At 69.0% G+C, this 18726-nt stretch carries 17 protein-coding genes; 3 read left to right on the top strand and 14 right to left on the bottom strand.

Features of this window, described 5'->3' with window-relative positions:
* Positions 1–75: 75 nt before the first annotated feature.
* Positions 76–1062 carry a helix-turn-helix transcriptional regulator gene (locus tag C7444_RS12640; protein ID WP_110401215.1) on the bottom strand — a complete coding sequence of 329 codons (987 nt, stop codon included), beginning with the start codon at positions 1060–1062 and terminating at the stop codon, positions 76–78.
* 400 nt (positions 1063–1462) lie between these two features.
* Here C7444_RS12640 and C7444_RS12635 point away from each other — a divergent pair, with 400 nt between their 5' ends.
* From C7444_RS12635 to C7444_RS12625, 3 genes are all read left to right on the top strand, one after another.
* Entirely contained in the window at positions 1463–2611 is a 1149-nt protein-coding gene (locus tag C7444_RS12635) for a hypothetical protein (protein WP_146219395.1), read from the top strand.
* A 109-nt stretch (positions 2612–2720) separates the two neighbouring features.
* Positions 2721–4724 (top strand): S8 family serine peptidase, encoded by a 2004-nt coding sequence (locus C7444_RS12630; RefSeq protein ID WP_146219394.1) that lies wholly within the window; start codon positions 2721–2723, stop codon positions 4722–4724.
* Between the two features lie 2 nt (positions 4725–4726).
* Entirely contained in the window at positions 4727–5059 is a 333-nt protein-coding gene (locus C7444_RS12625) for a hypothetical protein (RefSeq protein ID WP_110401212.1), read from the top strand.
* Between the two features lie 27 nt (positions 5060–5086).
* Here the strand turns inward: C7444_RS12625 and C7444_RS12620 are convergent, their stop codons facing one another.
* The 13 genes from C7444_RS12620 to C7444_RS12560 form a co-directional block, all read right to left on the bottom strand.
* On the bottom strand, positions 5087–6103 hold the full coding sequence (locus C7444_RS12620) for an acyltransferase family protein (protein ID WP_375136933.1): 1017 nt from the start codon (positions 6101–6103) through the stop codon (positions 5087–5089).
* A gap of 71 nt (positions 6104–6174) precedes the next feature.
* Entirely contained in the window at positions 6175–7137 is a 963-nt protein-coding gene (locus C7444_RS12615; protein ID WP_211317547.1) for a glycosyltransferase, read from the bottom strand.
* Between the two features lie 43 nt (positions 7138–7180).
* Positions 7181–8455, bottom strand: a complete 1275-nt coding sequence (locus tag C7444_RS12610; protein WP_211317546.1) for a flippase — start codon at positions 8453–8455, stop codon at positions 7181–7183.
* 38 nt (positions 8456–8493) lie between these two features.
* Positions 8494–9513: a glycoside hydrolase family 5 protein gene (locus tag C7444_RS12605; protein WP_170130742.1), complete on the bottom strand. Its 1020-nt coding sequence runs from the start codon at positions 9511–9513 to the stop codon at positions 8494–8496.
* Positions 9514–9538: 25 nt separating this feature from the next.
* Positions 9539–10663, bottom strand: coding sequence for a glycosyltransferase family 4 protein (locus C7444_RS12600; RefSeq protein ID WP_110401208.1), 1125 nt, complete (start codon positions 10661–10663; stop codon positions 9539–9541).
* Positions 10660–11682: a glycosyltransferase gene (locus C7444_RS12595; RefSeq protein WP_170130741.1), complete on the bottom strand. Its 1023-nt coding sequence runs from the start codon at positions 11680–11682 to the stop codon at positions 10660–10662. Before C7444_RS12595 ends, C7444_RS12600 begins: the two co-directional genes overlap by 4 nt.
* 10 nt (positions 11683–11692) lie before the next feature.
* Entirely contained in the window at positions 11693–12862 is a 1170-nt protein-coding gene (locus C7444_RS12590) for a glycosyltransferase family 4 protein (protein ID WP_170130740.1), read from the bottom strand.
* Positions 12863–12892: 30 nt separating this feature from the next.
* The gene (locus tag C7444_RS12585; RefSeq protein ID WP_110401205.1) at positions 12893–14020 is read right to left on the bottom strand and encodes a glycosyltransferase family 4 protein; all 1128 of its coding nucleotides are present in this window, start codon (positions 14018–14020) and stop codon (positions 12893–12895) included.
* Between the two features lie 37 nt (positions 14021–14057).
* Positions 14058–14834 (bottom strand): WecB/TagA/CpsF family glycosyltransferase, encoded by a 777-nt coding sequence (locus C7444_RS12580; protein ID WP_110401204.1) that lies wholly within the window; start codon positions 14832–14834, stop codon positions 14058–14060.
* Complete coding sequence (locus C7444_RS12575; protein WP_110401203.1) at positions 14831–16162, bottom strand: hypothetical protein; 1332 nt, start codon at positions 16160–16162, stop codon at positions 14831–14833. Before C7444_RS12575 ends, C7444_RS12580 begins: the two co-directional genes overlap by 4 nt.
* A 2-nt stretch (positions 16163–16164) precedes the next feature.
* Positions 16165–16863 carry an exosortase-associated protein EpsI, B-type gene (gene epsI / locus C7444_RS12570; protein ID WP_110401202.1) on the bottom strand — a complete coding sequence of 233 codons (699 nt, stop codon included), beginning with the start codon at positions 16861–16863 and terminating at the stop codon, positions 16165–16167.
* On the bottom strand, positions 16860–17768 hold the full coding sequence (xrtB, locus tag C7444_RS12565; protein ID WP_211317545.1) for an exosortase B: 909 nt from the start codon (positions 17766–17768) through the stop codon (positions 16860–16862). Before xrtB ends, epsI begins: the two co-directional genes overlap by 4 nt.
* A 34-nt stretch (positions 17769–17802) precedes the next feature.
* Positions 17803–18717 carry a polysaccharide biosynthesis tyrosine autokinase gene (locus C7444_RS12560; protein WP_110401201.1) on the bottom strand — a complete coding sequence of 305 codons (915 nt, stop codon included), beginning with the start codon at positions 18715–18717 and terminating at the stop codon, positions 17803–17805.
* Positions 18718–18726 lie beyond the last annotated feature (9 nt).

Raw genomic sequence — 18726 nt, 5'->3', positions numbered from 1 at the left:
CACACGGGCCGCCATCATCGCCCACCGGCAGGCTCGCCAGGCGAGCCTGCCGTGCCGCGGCCGGCCCGCGCCGGCTCAGCGCTCGTAGGCGGACAGCGCGGTGCGCAGGCGCTCGGCGAGCTTGCGGCGCAGGTCGGCGGGCGACTCGACCCGCACGTCGGCGCCGTGGCGCATCAGGTCCATCAGCAGCTCGGTGTCGTCCGCATACGGCAGGCGCATGCGCAGGCTGCCGTCGACCAGGGTCTGCAGCTCCTGCTTCGGGTGCCACTGCTCGCTGGCCACCCACTGCGCGGCCGCGGCCGTGAACAGCAGCGAGGCCGTGCGGATGTCGCGGCCGGTGTAGACGCCGTAACCCGCATCCAGCTCGGCCTCGACGGTCTTCATCGAGACCTCCTTGGCCTTCTGCGTCATCACCTCGGCCGCCCGGACCGCATCGAGCGCAAAACGGCGCAGGCCGTCGCTGGCGTGGCACCAGGCGTCGAGGTACCAGGTGTTGCGGTAGTGCACCAGGCGCAGCGGCGAGACGATGCGCTCGGACTCGCTCTGCTTGCTGCGCGTCCAGTAGGTCAGCGTGATGCGCTTGCGCCTGAGCAGCGCGCTGGCCACGACCTCGAAGTGGCGCACCGGCACCGGCCGCAGCGCCGGCTGGAGGATGCGCACCCGCTTCATCAGCTCGCGGGCATCGACCTCGGCGGTGCCCAGCATGCCGTGCAGCTTCTCGAGCACCGGCTGCAGGTGGCGGCCCAGCGTGCCACCGCCGTCCAGGCCGCCGATCAGCTGGTGCATCGTCAGCAGCGCATGGATCTCGCGCTCGCTGAACCACACGCCGGGCAGCTCGTGGCTGGTGTCGCCACCGCCACCGCGGGCAGCGGCGTCGAAGCGGTAGCCGTTGAGCTCCCGGTCATAGACGATCGGGGCGTCCATGCGGGTGCGCAGGTAGTCGAGGTCACGCTTGAGCGTGGCGCGCGAAACTTCCAGTTCGGCCATCAGGTCGGCAAAACTGACGGCGCCACGGGTGCGGATCAGCAACTCGATCTTGTAGAAACGTTCTGTGCGGTCCATGACCGGCTCCCTTGGTCTTGTCTCGGGTCGAGCTCGGGTAATGAGCCATCTTAGCGGGCAACCGCGAAAAGTCAGCCCCGCAGTTCGTGGCGCGGGCGCGGCAACACCGCCCGAGTCCGCCCCGCGAGCCCGGATGGCGCGCCATTCGAGACGTATTGCACGACCGGCCGGGGTCGCCCTGCGCAGGATCCCCCGCAGACAGGTGCCCCCGCGGCGCCACACCCCCTGGCCACCCCCGAGCGGGTGGGCCCCACCCCCGGGCAAGGTCTGGGCAGGGCGAGCGGTGCGCGGCACAGTGGAGTCATCGCCTCACCACAGGCTCACGTGGTGAGCCTGACGGGCCTCAGACTGCGCCCTGGCACCGGATGGCCCATCCGGGCCCCGGCGCAGGAGAGCAGACATGGTTGCCATCGTTGTGGACTTCGCAATGCACGCTGACATCGAACACATCGGCTTTGAACTCGGCTGGGACCATGCCCGTCATTCGGTCGAGCCGGCGGCGGCATGCATGGGCCTGGTCCATCCGGTGCGCCAGGGCTACGAGGCCGGCCGCGCCAGCTTCGGCCCCCGGGCCCGTGCCGCCACGCCCGGTGCACGACAGTGGCTGGCGCTGCGGCTGCAGGCCTGGCTGCGCGGTCGCAGCTTCGACCTGATGAGCGTCACCCCCAACTACCTGCAGCAGCTGCACGGCAGCCACTGCCCGGTCACGCGGGCCGCGCTGACCGAAGGCCGGCTGCAGCCGCCCCACGGCGCGGCCACCGACGCGGTGATCAGCCGCATCTGCGACGACGCCGGCTACGCGGCGGGCAACCTCGCCCAGATCAGCTTGGCCGCCGAGGTGGCCAAGGCCGACCTGAGCGCCGACGAGGCCTTCGCCCAGGCCGACCGGCTGCTGGCCAGCGGCCTGCCCCAGCTCGACGGCCTGGGCGCCGACGCCTGGCGCCGCCTGGCGGTGCTGATGTCCTTCGTCACGCCGCTGCCGCACGAGCAGGCCGCCCGGCTGCCGCTGCTGGTGATGCCGTCGAACCGGCTGCGCCTGCTCAACCCCATCCAGGCGGTGCAGGTGCTGATGACGCAGCAGCTGGCCCGCCCGGACTGCGACCGGCGCATCGACCGCCTGGTCGCGCTGCTGCCCGACAGCGACCTGCAGCAGGACCTGCAGCGCTTCTTCGCCGCCCTGCAGCCGCTGGTGGCCGAGGCGGTGCGCACCACCGACGGCCTGCCGCAGCGCTGGAGGCTCGAGGACGCCTGGCGCCACCCCGACGTGCTGCACCACTGGCAGCACTTCGCGCTGCAGCTCGATGCCACGCAGGCCGAGGCGCTGCTGGTGCGCGCCGCCGCACTGGGCCTGAGCGCCCAGCGGGTGATGGTGCACAGCGCCGAGCAGGCCACCGAAGGCTGGCAGCTCGAGACCCGCGGCTTCATGCCCGAGCCGGTGCGGCCCCGGGTGCCGGTCGTCGCCGGCCGACGCAGCGGCATGGCCACGGTGCTCGACCTGGTCTCGCGGCAGGCCCATCGCCCGGCCTTCAGCCCGCGGCACACATCCTGAAACAAACCGGCAAGGCAGGCCACCCCACGGCAAAGCCACGGCAACAAAAGAACATGATCGGCGTGCCTACACTCCCGCAGTCCTCGTGCTGTGGAAGCCCTGCCCCGCCATGTTCAAGCCGTCCGCCTCTCCCCTCGCCCGCCGCCTGATCCGGGGTGGCGCTGCCGCCTGCATGCTGGCCGGCCTCACGGCCCTGCTGGGCACGCCGCCGGTCCAGGCCGTCGAACGGCAGCCGGCCCGGCTCAGCGTGCCGGCGGCCACGTCGGCGCGGGTCATCGTCAAGTTCCGCAGCACCGGCACAGGCACCAACGCGGCGATCCTGTCGGCCTCGGGCAGCGAACAGGCGCTGGTGCAACGTGCCAGCACGCTGGGCCAGCGCCTGAGCCTGAACCTGGTCGACGGCCACACCATCGCCCCGCGCACCCAGGTCATCACCGCCAGCGGCCTGGACAGCACCGAGCTGGCCCGCCGCCTGGCCGCCGACAGCGAGGTGGAATACGCCGTGCCCGACCAGCGCCGCCGGGTGCAGGCCGCACCGAACGATCCGCTCTACGGCGACGCGCTCGGGGTCTCGCCGGCCACCGGCCAGTGGTATCTGCGGGCGCCGACGGCGACGGTGCGCTCGTCCATCCATGCCACCACCGCCTGGGCCGTCAGCACCGGCAGCGCCAGCGTGGTGGTGGCCGTGCTTGACACCGGCGTGCGCAGCGACCACCCCGACCTCGCCGGCAAGCTGCTCGCCGGCTACGACTTCGTCACCGACGTCGCCACCGCCAACGACGGCGACGGCCGCGACGCCGACCCGTCCGATCCCGGCGACTGGATCACCGCCACCGAGAACACCACCCGCAACGGCAGCTTCCAGGGCTGCGGTGCGTCCGACAGCAGCTGGCACGGCACCCAGACCGCCGGGCTGGTCGGCGCGCTGACGAACAACGGCGTCGGCATGGCCAGCATCGGCCGGCAGGTCATGGTGCTGCCGGTGCGGGTGCTGGGCAAATGTGGCGGCTACGACTCCGACATCCAGGCGGCGATGCGCTGGGCCGCTGGCCTGTCCGTGGCGGGCGTGCCCACCAACCCGAATCCAGCCAAGGTCATCAGCATGAGCCTGGGCTCAGCAGGCGCGTGCAATGCAGCATATGAGGCAGTGATCGCTGAAGTGCGGACCGCCGGCGTCACCATCGTCGCCTCGGCCGGCAACGACGGCTTGGCCACCAACACGCCGGCCAACTGCGGCAACGTCATCGCCGTGGGCGGCCTGCGCCACCTCGGCACCAAGAACGGCTTTGCCAGCCTGGGCCCGGAGGTCACGATCAGCGCCCCGGCCGGCAACTGCGTCAACGCGTCCGGCGAGTGTGTCTACCCGATGCTGAGCACGAGCAACACCGGCACCACCACCCCCGGTTCAGCCAGCTACACCAGCGGCGGCAGCGACTATGCGGTGGGCACCAGCTTCTCCGCCCCGCTGGTGGCCGGCACGGCCGGCCTGATGCTCTCGGTCGACGGCACGCTGACCCCCGACGGCCTGAGCACGCGGCTCCAGCAGACCGCCCGGGCCTTCCCGACCAGCGGCGCCGACAGCACGGTGGCCCAGTGCACGGCGCCGGGCACGACCGAGCAGCTCGAGTGCTACTGCACCACCAGCACCTGCGGCGCCGGCATGCTCGACGCCGGGGCGGCCGTCATCGCGACCGCGGCCATGACGGGCCCGGTGGCCGTGTTCGACATCAGCCCGGATCCGGCCACGGCCGGCCAGACGATCACGCTCGACGCCTCCAGCGCGGTCGGCACCACGGGCAGCACGCTGACGAACTACCTCTGGACCCTCACCACCGGCAGCGGCACGGTGCTCAGCTTCAGCGGCGCCGTCAACACGGTGCAGACCACGCTGATCGCCCATGCCGCGGGCACGGCCACCGTGACGCTGCTGGTCACCGACAGCACCGGCGCCACCCGCAGCCACACCGAGACGATCACCATCCAGGCGGCTCCCACCACAGGCTCGGGTGACAGCGGTGGCGGTGGCGGTGGCGCGCTGTCCTGGCCCTGGGCCGCCGGACTGGCCGTGCTGCTGCTGGGCTGGGCCGGCCTGCGCCGGCGCGCGCAGCGCTGAACATGGGCGCGCGGGTCATCCACCTGCAGGCGCTGGCCCCGGCCAAGCCGGACCGGACCGCGCCCTGCAACGGCTGCGGCGTCTGCTGCGTGGCCGAACCCTGCCCGGTGGGCATGCTGATCAGCCGCCAGCGCAGCGGCGCCTGCCAGGCGCTGCGCTGGGACGAGGCCACCGCGCGCTACCGCTGCGGGGTGGTCGCGCAGCCTGAGGACTTCCTGCCCGGGGCGCTGAAGGCGGCCGCACCGCTGCTGCGCCGGGTGGCGCTGCGGCTGATCTCGTCGGGCAGCGGGTGTGATTGTGATTACGAGACCGAGGCCGGCCCTGCCGCCCCTTGACTCGCCGGAGCCGACCCGCGCGCAGGCTCAGGCCGCCGGCGCGCACCGGGCGGCCCGGCGGCCGAACCACAGCGCATGGGCCGGCACCAGCACCAGGAAAGACACCCCCACCCGCAACACCACCCCGGCCGGCTCGCCATAGGCGAGTCCGTGCTCGAGCCCGTGCAGCCGCCGCACCAGGTTGTCGACGATCGAGAACACGATGATGTGGAACGGGAACACCAGCAAGGCGGAGCGCGACAGGGTGTGGACGATCCGGGCGCTCCAGGGCGCCCAGCGCATCCCCGCCAGCAGGACCGCGAGCGGCATCACCACCGCGGCGAAGCCGAACAGGCGCAGCAGTTCCAGCGCCCGGGGCGTGAAGGGGAGCAGCGCCGCGCTCAGGTGCCAGATCAGCGCCAGCCCGCTGCACAGGACCGCCAGGGCGACGGCCCGGACCGCCTGCGAGGGGGGCGGCACCAGCAGCGCCCCTCTCTGGAAGATCCCCCCGACCACCACGAAGGGAAACGCCAGGGCCGCCGCATCGAGCGACCAGGGCAGGCCACCGGCTTCGAGGACCCACCACCCGATCGACCAGACCCCCAGGGCCATCCCGGCGAGGACCGGCACGCGACAGCGCAGCACCAGCGCCCACGCGCTCAGGCACCACACCAGCGCCGGGAAGAACCACAGCGCCACGGGCCAGACAGTGACCTCAGGCGCCAGGCCGGGCCACGAGAACGAGGCGCTGGCCGTCAGCAGGGAGATCGACCGGTTCACCAGCAGCTCGTCCAGCGCGCGTCGGTCGGGCCCGAGGTGCTTCACCAGCATGAAATACGCGATGCCGATCAGCGAAAACCAGACGTAGTACCGGACATGCACCTGGATGCGCTGCCTGAAGAGGGCCCTGAAACCCGCACCGGAGCGCTCCCCGGGGAACACGCAGCCCGCCGCGAAGAAAAAAAGCGGCATGTGGAAGCTGTAGATGAGGTCGTGCAGCCGAGAGCCGTCGACGGCATGACCCAGCACCACCAGCACGATGCCGATGGCCTTCAGCGCATCCAGCCACAGGATCCGCGACGGATTCAGACGAGCACTCCTTGCGGGCGATGCGCCGGCGAAGGCCTGGTCAGCATTCAGTCGAACAGGACTTTCCGCGGCCGCTCATTGTCGAAATTGCCGCGCACGCCATCGACGAAGGAAAAGATCCGCAGCAGGCAGCGCCGGAACATGTGGTCATCCCGGTGCCGCAAGGCGCCCGCGCAGTGCCTGAGCACTTCGGCCGATTCGGCCATCAGCACCTTGATCCGCGTGTCGAGGCTCGCCTGGTGCAGCCGCATCCAGAGCCGGTTGCGCGGCCCGAAATAGGTCAGCCACAGCCGGTCGTATTTCAGGACCTGCCGGGTCACGGAGCCTGAAATGGCCCCGCCGGCGGTGCGCGCATCCTTGTGCAGGATGAGGCTGTGCGGCATCAGCCAGAGGTCGCCGAGCTGCCCGAGCCGGATGCAGTACTCGTAGTCGTCGAAGTGGATGAAGAATTCCTTGCGCGGCAGATCGATCTGCCGCGCCGCCCGGGCCGACACGCAGATGCCGACAAAGGAGGCAAACCCGATCTGCACCGGCGTGCCGATCAGGTCCTTCTGGGAGAGGTGGGTCAATCCGACCAGATCGCTGGATTTCGGGTCGTGCCAGCCCCGGTGCACCCATTGAGGAACGCCGTCGGTGCCCACCGGCATGCAGGCCACCGCCACCGTCGAATCCTGGCATTGCCCGAGTTGCAATTGCTCCAGGGCGTCATCGGCCGGCTCGGCATCGTCGTCCATCAGCCAGAGCCAGTCCGGCGCCAGGGCCAGCCCGCGCTTCATCCCTTCGTGGAACCCGCCGGCGCCGCCCGTGTTCGAAGACAGGCGGTGGTAATCGATCGAAGGATGGGACAGATGACCCAGCTCGCCCAGGGCCTCATGGGTGCCATCGGTGCTGGCGTTGTCGATCAGGACGATCTTCTGCAGCGGACAACTCTGCCTCAGCAGGGCCGCCAGACATTCGATCAGCAAGGCCTTCCGGTTGAAGGTGACAACCACCGCGACCACTTTTTCCATCATGCGTGCCTCGTGTCAAACTGAATGACCCTGTCGAGCAGGGTCACGGTGCCGGAACGGCCAGCCGCGAGGACAGCGGGCTGCGCCCGGCCCCGTGCAGCACGACCGCCATGGTCACCGTCACATACAACTCCACCAGCACATTGGCCCAGGCCGCCCCTTCGGCGCCAAACCAGTAGGCCGCCGGGATGAACACGGCAAAGTCGACCAGCGCCGCGCCCAGCAGGATGCGGCTGAACGCGACCTTCATGCCCAGCGTCAGCATGGTCTGGATGCCCAGGATGTTCGAGGCCACGATCAGCAGCGGCAGCAGCGCGAAGATCCGCAGCACGCCGACGGCCGGCTCATAGGCCGGGCCGAACAGCCGGGCGACCACCTGAGGGGCCAGCAGCCAGACCATGGCGGTCACCACGGTCGCGGCCGCTCCCAGGCGCAGCAGCAGGCGGCGGTTGAAGCGCAGCGCGGCCTGCTCGTCGGTGGCCGCCAGCCGGGCCACGTGCGGGTAGACCGCATTGCTGATCGGTCCGAACACCATCTGCACGGCGCGGATCAGTTTTTCGGCCACGTGGTAGTGGCCCACCATCGCCGGCGCCGCGAACAGGCCGAGGAAAAAGGCGTTGCTGCTGGTGTAGACGTTGATCGCCGCGGTCGACAGGAAGACATGCCAGCCCTCCTGCAGCTGGTGGTGAAACTGGGCTTTCGAAGGCCACCGCAGCCCGGCCCCGCGCAACGCCCGCAGCGTGAACGGCACCGCCATCAGCCCGCCCAGCACCGTGCCGCCCGCCTGAAGCCAGGCGGCCCACAGCACATCCTCCGGGCCGTGCACCAGCGTGAAGGTGCCGGCGAACACCAGCAGCCGCGCGATCACCTGGAACACGCTGGCCAGCTTGAGCTGCTCCAGCCCCTGGAAGAGCCACTGCGGGAACAGGATGTTGCCCAGCACCATGGTGTAGGTGACCAGCAGCAGCGAGGCATCCTCCTGGAAACGCGGCACGGTGCGCGTGAGCACCAGCAGCAGCAGCCCCCCCGCCAGCGCCAGCCCGGCCCGCAGCAGCGTCACCGCGCAGTAGATCTCGCTGACCCGCTGCGGGTCGTCGCGGGCCACCGAGATGTCCTTGGGCGCACTGAGATTGAACCCGTAGTCGGTGAGGACGACGAAGATCTGGGCCACCGACAGCGCGAACGCGATGCGCCCGAGCGCATCGACCCCGAGGGTCAAGGCCAGATACGGCAGGCTCAGAAAGGGCAGCACATAGCTCGCAAGCTGTACTGCGCCCAGGGAAAGGATGTTCTCGATCAGTCGTTTTCGGTTGGCCACGGGGTCGATCAATCGCAGCACTCAGGCTGCTGGCAGGCTCATCGGTTGAAATAACGTTGCAGCGTCTTCAGCGGTCCCGGCACGCGGGTCGCCGTCGGTTGTGCAGTCAACGGATACTCCGTCATCCATTCACCGGCCGCCCAATAGCTCCAGCCAGCCCATGCCTTGGGACGATTGCTGATGTGCTCGAGCATGGCCTGCAGGGTGGCAAGACAGGCTCGATTGTCCGCGACACCAAACTCGCCCAGGAACATCTTCTGGCCATTGCTTTCGGCCCAATTGCCCACCGCGGCCAGGAACGGCACGATCGCGTCGGCACTCTGGCAGGTGTTGCCGGTGCCTGAATAGTTGCCGTCGGCGTACTGGTGCACCTCGAAGTAGCTGCGATCCAGCGGATCCTGGAAGTTCGCGAAGGCCGTGGCACTGGACACGCCACTGCCGTCGGACTTGAACCAGCTGTGTGCCCCGCTCCAGCCCCCGCCGGCCACCATCACGTAGTGACGCGCCCCCGCGTGGCGCAGACCCAGCACCACCTCCTGGGCCAGTCGGGACCAGGCCGCGGTCGACACCCTGACGGGCTCGTTCATCAGGCCGAGCGCCACATGGCGGTCATCGGGCAGCACGGCCGCCAGACGACTCCAGAAGTCCAGCAAGGCACCCTGGGGCACTTCGCTGGAACCGAGGCTGCGGCCTTGATGGGTGCCATAGTTGTGCAGATCGATCAGCAGGCAGTCGCCCGACTTGCGGGCGTTGTCGTAGGCCGTGCGCAGCAGGCTGACCTGGGCCGCGTCCAGATCGCTGAACAGGGTCGGCTGCACACGCTCCCAGGCGATCGGCAGGCGAAACACCGACGCGCCCATGTCGGAGAACAGCGGATACTGGCTGGCCGAGGGGTAGATGTAATCCCGGAAATGCTGGGCCGGTACCCGGGTCGGGTTGAACTCCGCACCGGCGAGACTCACGCCACGCATGCGCTGATTCAGGCAACCCTCGCTGACGGTGACCCGCGTCTGCGCGGCCACACCGGCTCCGGACAGGCACATGATCGCTGCGATCAAGGCGGTCGACCAGGGTTTCAGACCATCACGGCCCACCTTTCCCGCATACCTCTTCATAAATTCCCTCGTACTTCCGGAATACCTTGTCCCAGGCAAAGGCCGAGCAGAAACCGATCGCCTTGGCACGCTGCTGCTCGATGGACCCCGCCAGCCCTGCATGGCCGTTTTCGACGAGACTGGCCGCCATGGCGGGATCCGACGGACAAAGATAACCCAGGCCCACCCCTTCGATCACCCGTTCATATGCGGGGATGGCACTCAGGATCGGTATTAATCCCGCACTCAAGGCCTCGATGGCGGTCAATCCGAAACCTTCGTGACGGGACAGTGAAACAAAATACGAAGAAACCGTCATCAATTCACGCAGCACCTCGATGGACGGATTGGGAACCAGCTGGAGGTGCTCGGCCACGCCCAGTCGGCGGGCCTGCTGCATCAGCCCGTCGGCCGACAGGTCATATTCACGGCCGGCCACGGTCAAGGACCAGCCCGGGTGTTGATCACGCAAGGCCTTGAGCAGGGCCAGCGCCTGCGGCAGCCCCTTGTTGACCGACCAGCGACCGAAATAGAGCAGCTGCCGGCCCAGCGGCCCGCGCGCCGCGCCCGCATAACGCTGCACGTCGACGCCGTTTTCCACCACCCGCAACCGACGGGGCGACACCACGTCGGCAAACATCTCGCCATCGCTGTGGCTGGTGGCGACGATGGCCCCGTAGGCATGGGCCGAGGCCCGGGTGACGGTGCGGAAATAGACCTGCTTCAGCCCCGACGCATAAGGCGTGTGGAAAAAGCCGCCATGGGTGGAGGCCACCAGCGGCCGGCGATGCCACCAGCGGGTCGCGGCCAGGTAGTCGAAGAAGAAGTCGATGCCGTGCACATGCACCAGGTCGGCCCCGCCGAGCTGCGCCAGCACGGTCGGGCACAAGGGATAACGGGAACTGCCCCGGTGAGGCAGGCGGAGCACCTCGATGCCGTCGATGAACTCGTGCGCCGGCAGCCGGCCCTCGCCACCGCGGAACAACCGGTCCAGCGTCACCACCCGCACCGGGCCGAGGCCGCGCCGGAGGTGTTCCCGGCCCAACTGATGGACCACGTCCTCCAGCCCGCCGATCGACGGCAGGAACTGCCGCACCACATGGATGATGTTCATGGCAGGGGAAACCTCGTGCTGACCCCGAGACGGGCGGCTGCCCCGTCGGCCATGGCCTGACGGATCAGCTCGAAACGCTCGATGCGACCCGACCTGACCGCCTGGTGATGCAGGATGGCCATGAACACCCGCTCGTTGAGCCGGCGCAACCAGCCCGCCCCCTGGCGCTCGACCGACTCGAAATGCCGGCAGTTGCGCACGTGGTAATAAACGCGGAAGTCCCCCGCGCCATGCAGCAGGCCGCCGAAGGCCGATCCGTGGTCCTGCTCGCTGTGCCACGACTCCTCGACATCGTCGACGGGCGCATCGCTCACCAGGATCAGCGCGCCACCCGCACGGGTCAGGCGCGAGGAAAACTCGATGTCGTCCATGTAGAGCACGTAGTCGGCTCGGGGCAGGCCGTGGCGCTGCAGCACCGACACATGGAACAGCATGCCGCTGTAGGGCGCCGTCGCGATGCGCACCGCCGGCCGCACGGCCCTCGAGCGTTCCCAGCGCCGCCCCCACGGAGTCCGGCGGAACACCTTCATCGGCAGATCGCCGACATGGAAACCCAGGCAGGACGTCGCACTGCCGCCATACATGCCGATGGACGGAATGGCACGGGCCTGATCCAGATGCCGGGTGCGGTAGGCGACCACCGCCAGCTGGTCCAGCGGCACCCGTGCCGCCTCGTGCTCATGACGCAGCAGCAGCCGGCGCAAGGCCCCGGGGCGCAGCCGGTTGTCGTCGTCGAGCATCAGCACCCAGCACGCCCCGCGGCGCCGTGCCTCGGCCAGGCCGGCGGCAAAACCGGGGGCCGAGCCCTGGTTGGACGGCAGCGTCACCACGCTGACCCGGTCGCCATGCTCACGGGGCAGGCGGGTGGCCAGATCGTCGGCGGCGCCGTTGTCCACCACGATCACGTGGCCGACGCCCTCGGCCATCGACGCCCTCAGCATCTGGTCCAGCAGGTGGGCACGGTCGCCGTAGGTGACCGTCACGACCGTCACGTGGTCAGCGCCATAACTCAGGTTCATTTCCCGCGATTCAATGCACCAGTCCGTCGAACAGCTCGACGTAAGCCGCGGCGATGGCCTCCGGTCGATAGAGCCCGGCCCGGGCCACGGCGGCCCGGGACATGCCGGCATAAGCCCGGACACCCGTCACCGCCGCCCGCATCACCGCGGCGAGATCGTCGGCGATGTCGGAGCCGAACACCCAGCCATCGACACCGTGCTGCACCAGTTCCGGCAATCCACCACGATCACTGACGATGGGCACCGCGCCGCTGGCCTGAGCCTCGATCACCACCCGGCCGAACGGCTCGTTCCAGCGCGAGGGCACCAGCACGTAGTCCACCTGGCGGTAGAAATCGGCCGCCGGCATCCAGCCGGCGAACTCGATGGCAGGGTCCGCATGGGAGCGGCGCCACCGCATCACGTCATCGGGCCGCCCCTGGCCGGCCACGAGCAGCGAGGCCGAGCCCGCCGGCAGCTGCGACCAGGCCTCCAGGCAGGACTCGATGCCTTTTTCAGGCTCGAGCCGGCCGATGAAGCCGAAACGGGGGCGCGGCCCCAGCCAGCCCTCGCGCGGGCGCTGCAGCGTGCCGGGAGCGATCGGGTTGGCGATCACGCGCGTGCGCGCCGACGGAAAATGGTGGCGCTCATGCGCCAGGATGAAGTCGCTGATGCCGACCACCCCGTCGACCAGCGGCGCCGACAGGCGACGGCCCACGGTGGCCACCGCACACACCGGACACGGACCGGAGCAGGTCTTCGCGCCCGAAAAACAGGTGCCCCGGTAGCAGGAGACGTAGTAGCTGCGCAGCGTGTGCACCACCGGCACGCCGACCCGTGCGGCCGCCTCCCAGGCCAGCGGCCCGAAATTCTCGATGGTGCTGGTCCAGATCACGTCGGGCGCGATCGAGAAGATCTCCCGCTCGACCCCCTCGAGGGCATCGCCGTTGAAGTTCTCCCGCAGGTGCCACACCACCCGCTTCCACGCCGCCGTCGGCGTGTGGTAGTTCCAGTAGAGATTGGGCGACGGGATCCGCACGATGCGGGTGCAGCCATCGGTGTCGAGCACGTCCTCGCGCCGTCCCGCATCGGCACAGGTCAGCACCGTCACGTCATGACCCAGTGCCGACAGGGCCTGGGCAGTGATCTGCGTCGAATATTCCGCGCCACCCCGCACATGTGGAACGTAGGAACCCGTCACGACCAGGATCTTCACATCAGCTACCGATTTTCACACCACGTCAGGTCGGGTGGCATGGGCGGATTGACCCAGGCATCCCCGGTAGACCGCCAAGGTCGATTCGGCCATTCTTGACCAGGAATAGGACGATACCCGTTGGTGACCCCGCCGGATCAGCGCGTCGCGGCACTCACGCCCCTGCAGCACGCTCTGGACACGTTCGATGTACTGCTCGACGGAATCGGGCGAAAAATACAGTGCAGCATCACCAAAAACCTCCGGCAGGGCCGTCGACGAACTGGAGATCACCGGCAGGCCATGCAGCATGGCCTCCAGGCCGGGCAGACCGAAGCCCTCCGAACGGGACGGGAATACATAAGCAACCGCCCGGCTGTAGAGCCAGCTCAATTGCCCGTCGGACACATAACCCGGAAAGTGTACGTTCGGAATACCCTCCTCACGCACCCGCCGCTCGATGGTTTCGTGATATCCATCGGTCTTGCCGGCCAGCACCAGGTGCAACTGCGGATCGGTCCGGGCCAGTTGCCGCTGCGCCGTCAGCAACAGATCGATATTCTTGTAAGGATAAGCATTGCCGACATACAGCAGAAACCTGCGGCCTTTCAAGGCGGCGATTTCCTGCGGCTCGGCCGCCAGCGGGTCGGCGGCCAGATGGGTCACGTGGATGTCCTCGGCATCACAGCCCACCAGCCGGGCATAGTCGTCGCGCGTGTAGAAGCTGTTGGCGATCACCCCGCAGGCACGCCAGGCGATCAGCCGCAGCAGCGCGCCGAAGAGACCCATCTTGAGCCGGTAGCTCCAGCGCCCGTCCGCGGCATTGCTGAAGCGGATCAGGGTCAGGTCGTGCACCGTCGTGACGTTGCGACCGAAGAACAGGAAAGGCTGCTGCGGCATGGTGAAGTGCACCAGATCGGCCTGGAGCCGGCGCAGCAGCCGGGGAAACTTCCACTGCTCCGCCCAGCTGTAGGCCGGAAAAGGCGCCAGCACCTTCGTGAAATTGGGGGCACGGGGAAACCAGCTGTCAAAACCACGCTGGTCCAGGCAGACCAGATACTGGTTGCGGGCATCGAGGTCCTGCAGGTGCTCGAGCAGGCGGTCGATGTAACGACCGGTGGTCGTCCTCAGCATGCGTGCGTCGATGACGATGCGCGCGCTCACCGCCCCGGCTCCATGGCGGCCGCCACGCCGGCCCCGTTCAGCGGGCCGGCCACAGGCACAGGACCAGGAAGCGCACGAAGTCGACCGTGTAGCGCCGGGCCAGACGCCGGGGCTCGCGGTAGAGCCGGTACAGCCACTCCATGCGCAGGCGCCGCACCCAGCGGGGCGCACGCGGCATGCGTCCGGACATGAAATCGAACAAGGCGCCGACACCGACCAGCACCGCCGGCGGCAGGCTGGCCATGTGGTCCAGGATCCAGGCTTCCTGGCGCGGATTGCCCAGGGCCACCAGGATCACGTCGGGCCGGGTGCGGCCGATCGCCTCGACGACCTCGGCCTCCTGGCTGTCATAACCATCGAAACAACCGACGACCTGATGCCCCATCGCCTCGATGCGACGGGCCGTGCCTTCGACCGACAGCCGCTGGCCGCCGTACAGGAAGACCCGCAGCCCGGGAACCTCGGTCAGCAGCAGCGGGATGAAATCCGTGCCGTTGAGGTTCTGGGCGAATTTCGGATGCCCACGCATCGCCATGCCGATGTCGATGCCCAGGCCGTCGTTGACCACGACCGCAGCGGTCTCATGGCGCAGCTGCGGCAGCAGTCCCTGCCCGGTGACCACCAGGTTGGTGTTGGCAAAGAACAGCGCAGTCGAGACCCGGCTGGCCAGGCGCTGGCGCAGCAGCTGGATCAGGCTGCCGTCGGTGTGGCGCTCCAGCTGGAAGCCCGCCAGCAGCACCCCCTCACCGCCGGTGCCAGGCGCGGCAGGCCGGTCGCCCAAGGCGGGCTTGATCAACGAGGAGTCGTGGCTCATGGTTGGAACACTCCCCTGCGCGCCCGTCCGGGCGCAACGATGGCACCACCCGGCGGCACGGCAGCCGTGGCGGGCCCCGACGACGCATAGCCCAGCCCGATCAGGAACCAGGTCAGGGCGGCCGTCTTGAGTGCGAAGGCCGATGACCCTGAAATGCTGAGAATCATCGAAATGTAGATCAAGGCCAGGGACTGGAAGCGGGTCTGCCGATCCGTGCGGGCCGTCCTCAGGGCGACCACGCCCCACAGCACCACCACCAGAGGCAGGCCGAACCGGGTCAGCGCATAGGCATAACCCATGTCGCCAAAACGGGCGGCAAAGGCGTGCAGACCAAAATAGGCCTGTGGCGGGAAATCCATGAACACGTATCCGCTGGTGGTCAGGCGGCCGGGCAGGTTGTCACCATGCATCGGATGGAAGGCCGCCAGACCGATCGCCAGCGCCACCCCGACGAACGGCGAGGCCATGGCCAGCGCCTTCATCGCGCCCGGCGCCACCAGGCAGCGGATCAGCACCAGCGCGCCGACGGCCACCATCGCGAAGCGCGAGTCCGACAGCAGCATCAGGAAGGCGACCATCAGCAGCATCCACCACAGGCGGCGCACCTCGGCCCAGGGGTGGGCGCAGATCCAGGCGAACATCACCACGCAGTAGTTGCCCAGCGACACCGGCTCGACGAAGACCGACGAGATGCGGCGCTGCCCGACCAGCCAGTTCAATGCGGTCGTGCCGATGCCCTGGGGACGCAAGGCGTTCAGGGTCACGTCCATGCCGCTGAAATGGGCCGACTCGGCCGAGATGGTGCCGATGGCGACGTGGTAGTTGAAGGTATTGAAGACCCGGCCGTAGTCGCCGGCCAGCCCGACCTCGACGACCGCACCCAGCACGACGACCCAGAACACCGCGCTCACGAGCCGCCGCTCGGACGCATCCGTCGCCCGACGACTGGACGCGAGGAAAAAGAACAGGAACGGGATCAGCAGGTCGCGGATCGCCTTCGGGTCCAGATAACCCTCGCGCAGCACGGCCAGCACGAACATGGTGGCCATCGTGAAGAGGAACAGCACGATCGAGGGCATGCTGCGGGGCGCACGCAGCACCAGCACGATCACCCACAGGTAAAGGGCCAGCTCGACCAGGCCCACCAGCGTCGTGGTCGGCTGGATGTGCAGGTTGGTGTGCGCGAAGGTGAGCAGCCAGTGGTAGGACACGGCCATCACCAGCAGGAACACGCACTGCCCGTAGCCCGGAAAGACCTGATCGGCGTCGGTGTCGACCGGCTTGCGGGCGTTCAGGGGTCGAGGCAGGCGTGCCGAGGCGGCCAGCAAACTCAGCTCCCGAAGTAGCGCGGACGCACGTCCGCCGCCACGCTGGCGTAGAGGTCGCGGACGAAGCGGTCGTGCAGGGTGTAGGCCGCGGCCGTGTCGGTGCCGAAACTCGAGAAGCGCATCAGCAGGCCATCGGCGTACTTGCCCGCCAGGCCGATGCGGATCTGCTCGAGCTTGCGGCGCCAGCCCGGCAGGCTGGCGGTGTCGCCGAGCGTGACCCAGTAGCTGACGGGCTCCATGCGCCGCCCCAGCGAGGCGAACAGACGCCGCACCGCGATGCGGTGCTCCGGCAGCGCCAGCAGCTCATCGGCCTGGTGACGCACCACGAAGCCCTGGGCGCCGTAGCAGATCTCGGGGCGGTGCACCTGGGTCGCCTCGGCGCCCTGATCGGCGCCGTAGGCCACCGTGACCATGACCCGCTCGCCCCGGTCGTTGATGTAGGTGCGGGCGATGTTCTGGTCGTAGGTCGCCTGCACGCTCTGCTGCAGCACCGGATCGGGCACCAGCGGCGTCAGGCTGCGGTCGACCCGCCAGCCGGCGAACACCTCGGGGATCTGCTGCTCCAGGTCCATCTTCGGATAGGACAGCGTCAGCGGCTCGTCGGGCCGGATGCGCCAGGCGGCCACCGGCGCGCTGGCCATCACCGCCGCGAGGCCGGCGGCGTGCAGCAGCTGGCGGCGCTGGCGTCGTTCGTCGTTCATCGGGGGGCTCCTGTGGTCCGGGCGGGCAGGACTTTCCAGACCAGGTCCAGCACGTGGTCGAGGGCGATGATGATCACCAGCGCACACAGGAACAGCACCATGCCGGCGAAGGTGTGGGTGAAGCCCTGCCCTGCGGCGTCGCCGAAGTGGTAGGTCACCAGCACCAGCGTGCAGACCCGGATCACGTTGGACAGGAAGGACGCCGGGAAGATCAGGCAGGCCATCACCAGGTTGCGCGCGGCCGAGGCATGGCCCTTCATGTTCAGGTAGAGCAGGCCCAGGGCCTCGAGCGTGAAGATCGAGTTCAGGCCGGCGCAGGCATCGGCCACCAGCAGCTGGTACTGGCCCACCTGCAGGATCACCCCGGTGCGGGCGATCGGGTAGCCCAGCGCGTGCAGCAGCGGCTCGGCCACGCTGGAGACCGCCACCTTCAGCGGCATCGTGGCCTGCAGCACCACCGTCGAGGGCACCGGCACCATGAACAGCATGAAGGCCAGCGGAAACCACATCAGGCGCACCCCGGGCCAGCCCTTGAACCACAGCAGCAGCGCGATCACCACCAGCGGCTGCAGCAGGCCCTCGACCGTCGTGATGCCCTGCGACAGGCTGATGGCGTAGACCGGCCAGCACAGCGCCATCAGCACCGCGGCGGTGCGCCGCGCGGGCCGGGCCGGCAAGGCGATCAGCGCCTCGCGGCTGCGCCAGATCAGCCAGGCGCACAGGCCGAGGATGATCGGGCCGTGGCCCTGCTCGTCGGTGGACCAGATGTGGCGCGCCAGGTCCAGGTAGACCGGCACGAACATCGCCAGGAAACCGGCCGCCACGACCAGGAACGTGAGGTGGGCCGTGTCGGACGCCTCGCGTTTCCCGAAGACGGCACTGACATAGGACTGGAGGATCTGCACCGCAGCGGCCTGTCTCGGAAGTGGAGGGAAAGGATCAGTATTCGTTCATCACCACGCCGGCCACGGTCGCGTTGCCGGTCATGACGGTCTGCACCACCTGCTCGATCTCCTTCAGGCGCGAGCGGTCCTTGCGGGCCACGACCAGGGCGGCACCGCAGCGCGAGGCCAGCGCGGCGAAGTCGCTGCCGTGCACGGCCGCCGGGGTGTCGACGATGACATGGTCGAACTTGCGCAGCAGCTCGTTGATCAGCAGCCGGAACGCCGGGCGCTCGATCAGCTCGAGCGGGTTGGGCGGCGTGACGCCGACCGGCATCACGTAGAGGCTGGGCAGGTCGGGGGCCTGGAAGATCACGTTGTCCTCCTGGCGCCCGCTCAGGATGCCCGACAGCCCCGAGGCGTTCGGGATGCCGAACACGTCGTGCAGGCGCGGGCCGCGCAGGTCGGCGTCGACCACCAGCGTGCGGTTGCCCAGCTGGGCCAGCACGACGGCGAGGTTGGCGGCGAAGAAGGTCTTGCCGTCGCCCGAATCGGGGCTGACCACGGCCAGCGCCCGGCGCGGCTCGGTGGCGCTGAAGATGCGCATCATCAGCTGGCTGCGGATCGCCCGGAAGGCCTCCGCCTGCACGCTGAAGGGCTGCGACGCGGTCACCAGCTCGCGGTTGACGCCGTTGCGGCCTTCCGGCGTGAACGGGTAGTGGAACTGCTGGGACAGCGCGAAGACGACGTCCGCCTCGGTGGCCAGGCCCAGCGCGACCGCCGCCTCGCCGAAGCGCAGGTTGTGGGTGCGCTGGTGCTCGGAGATCGCGGCCACCTGCTCGGCGCTCAGGTTCTTGGCCCGGCGGATGATCTCGCCGATGGTGCGGTCCTGCTCGGGGTGCTGCGCCAGATCGTCGCCGGAGACCGGACGCGGGCCAGCGGACTTGAAGGTGCTGCGGGCAGAGGCTGTCATACCGTTCCT

This window comes from Sphaerotilus hippei, assembly GCF_003201595.1.
In the GTDB taxonomy this organism is placed as follows: Bacteria; Pseudomonadota; Gammaproteobacteria; order Burkholderiales; family Burkholderiaceae_C; genus Sphaerotilus; species Sphaerotilus hippei.
The sequence above is the reverse complement of the archived record's forward strand: the minus strand, read 5'-3'. Positions and strand labels throughout refer to the sequence as shown.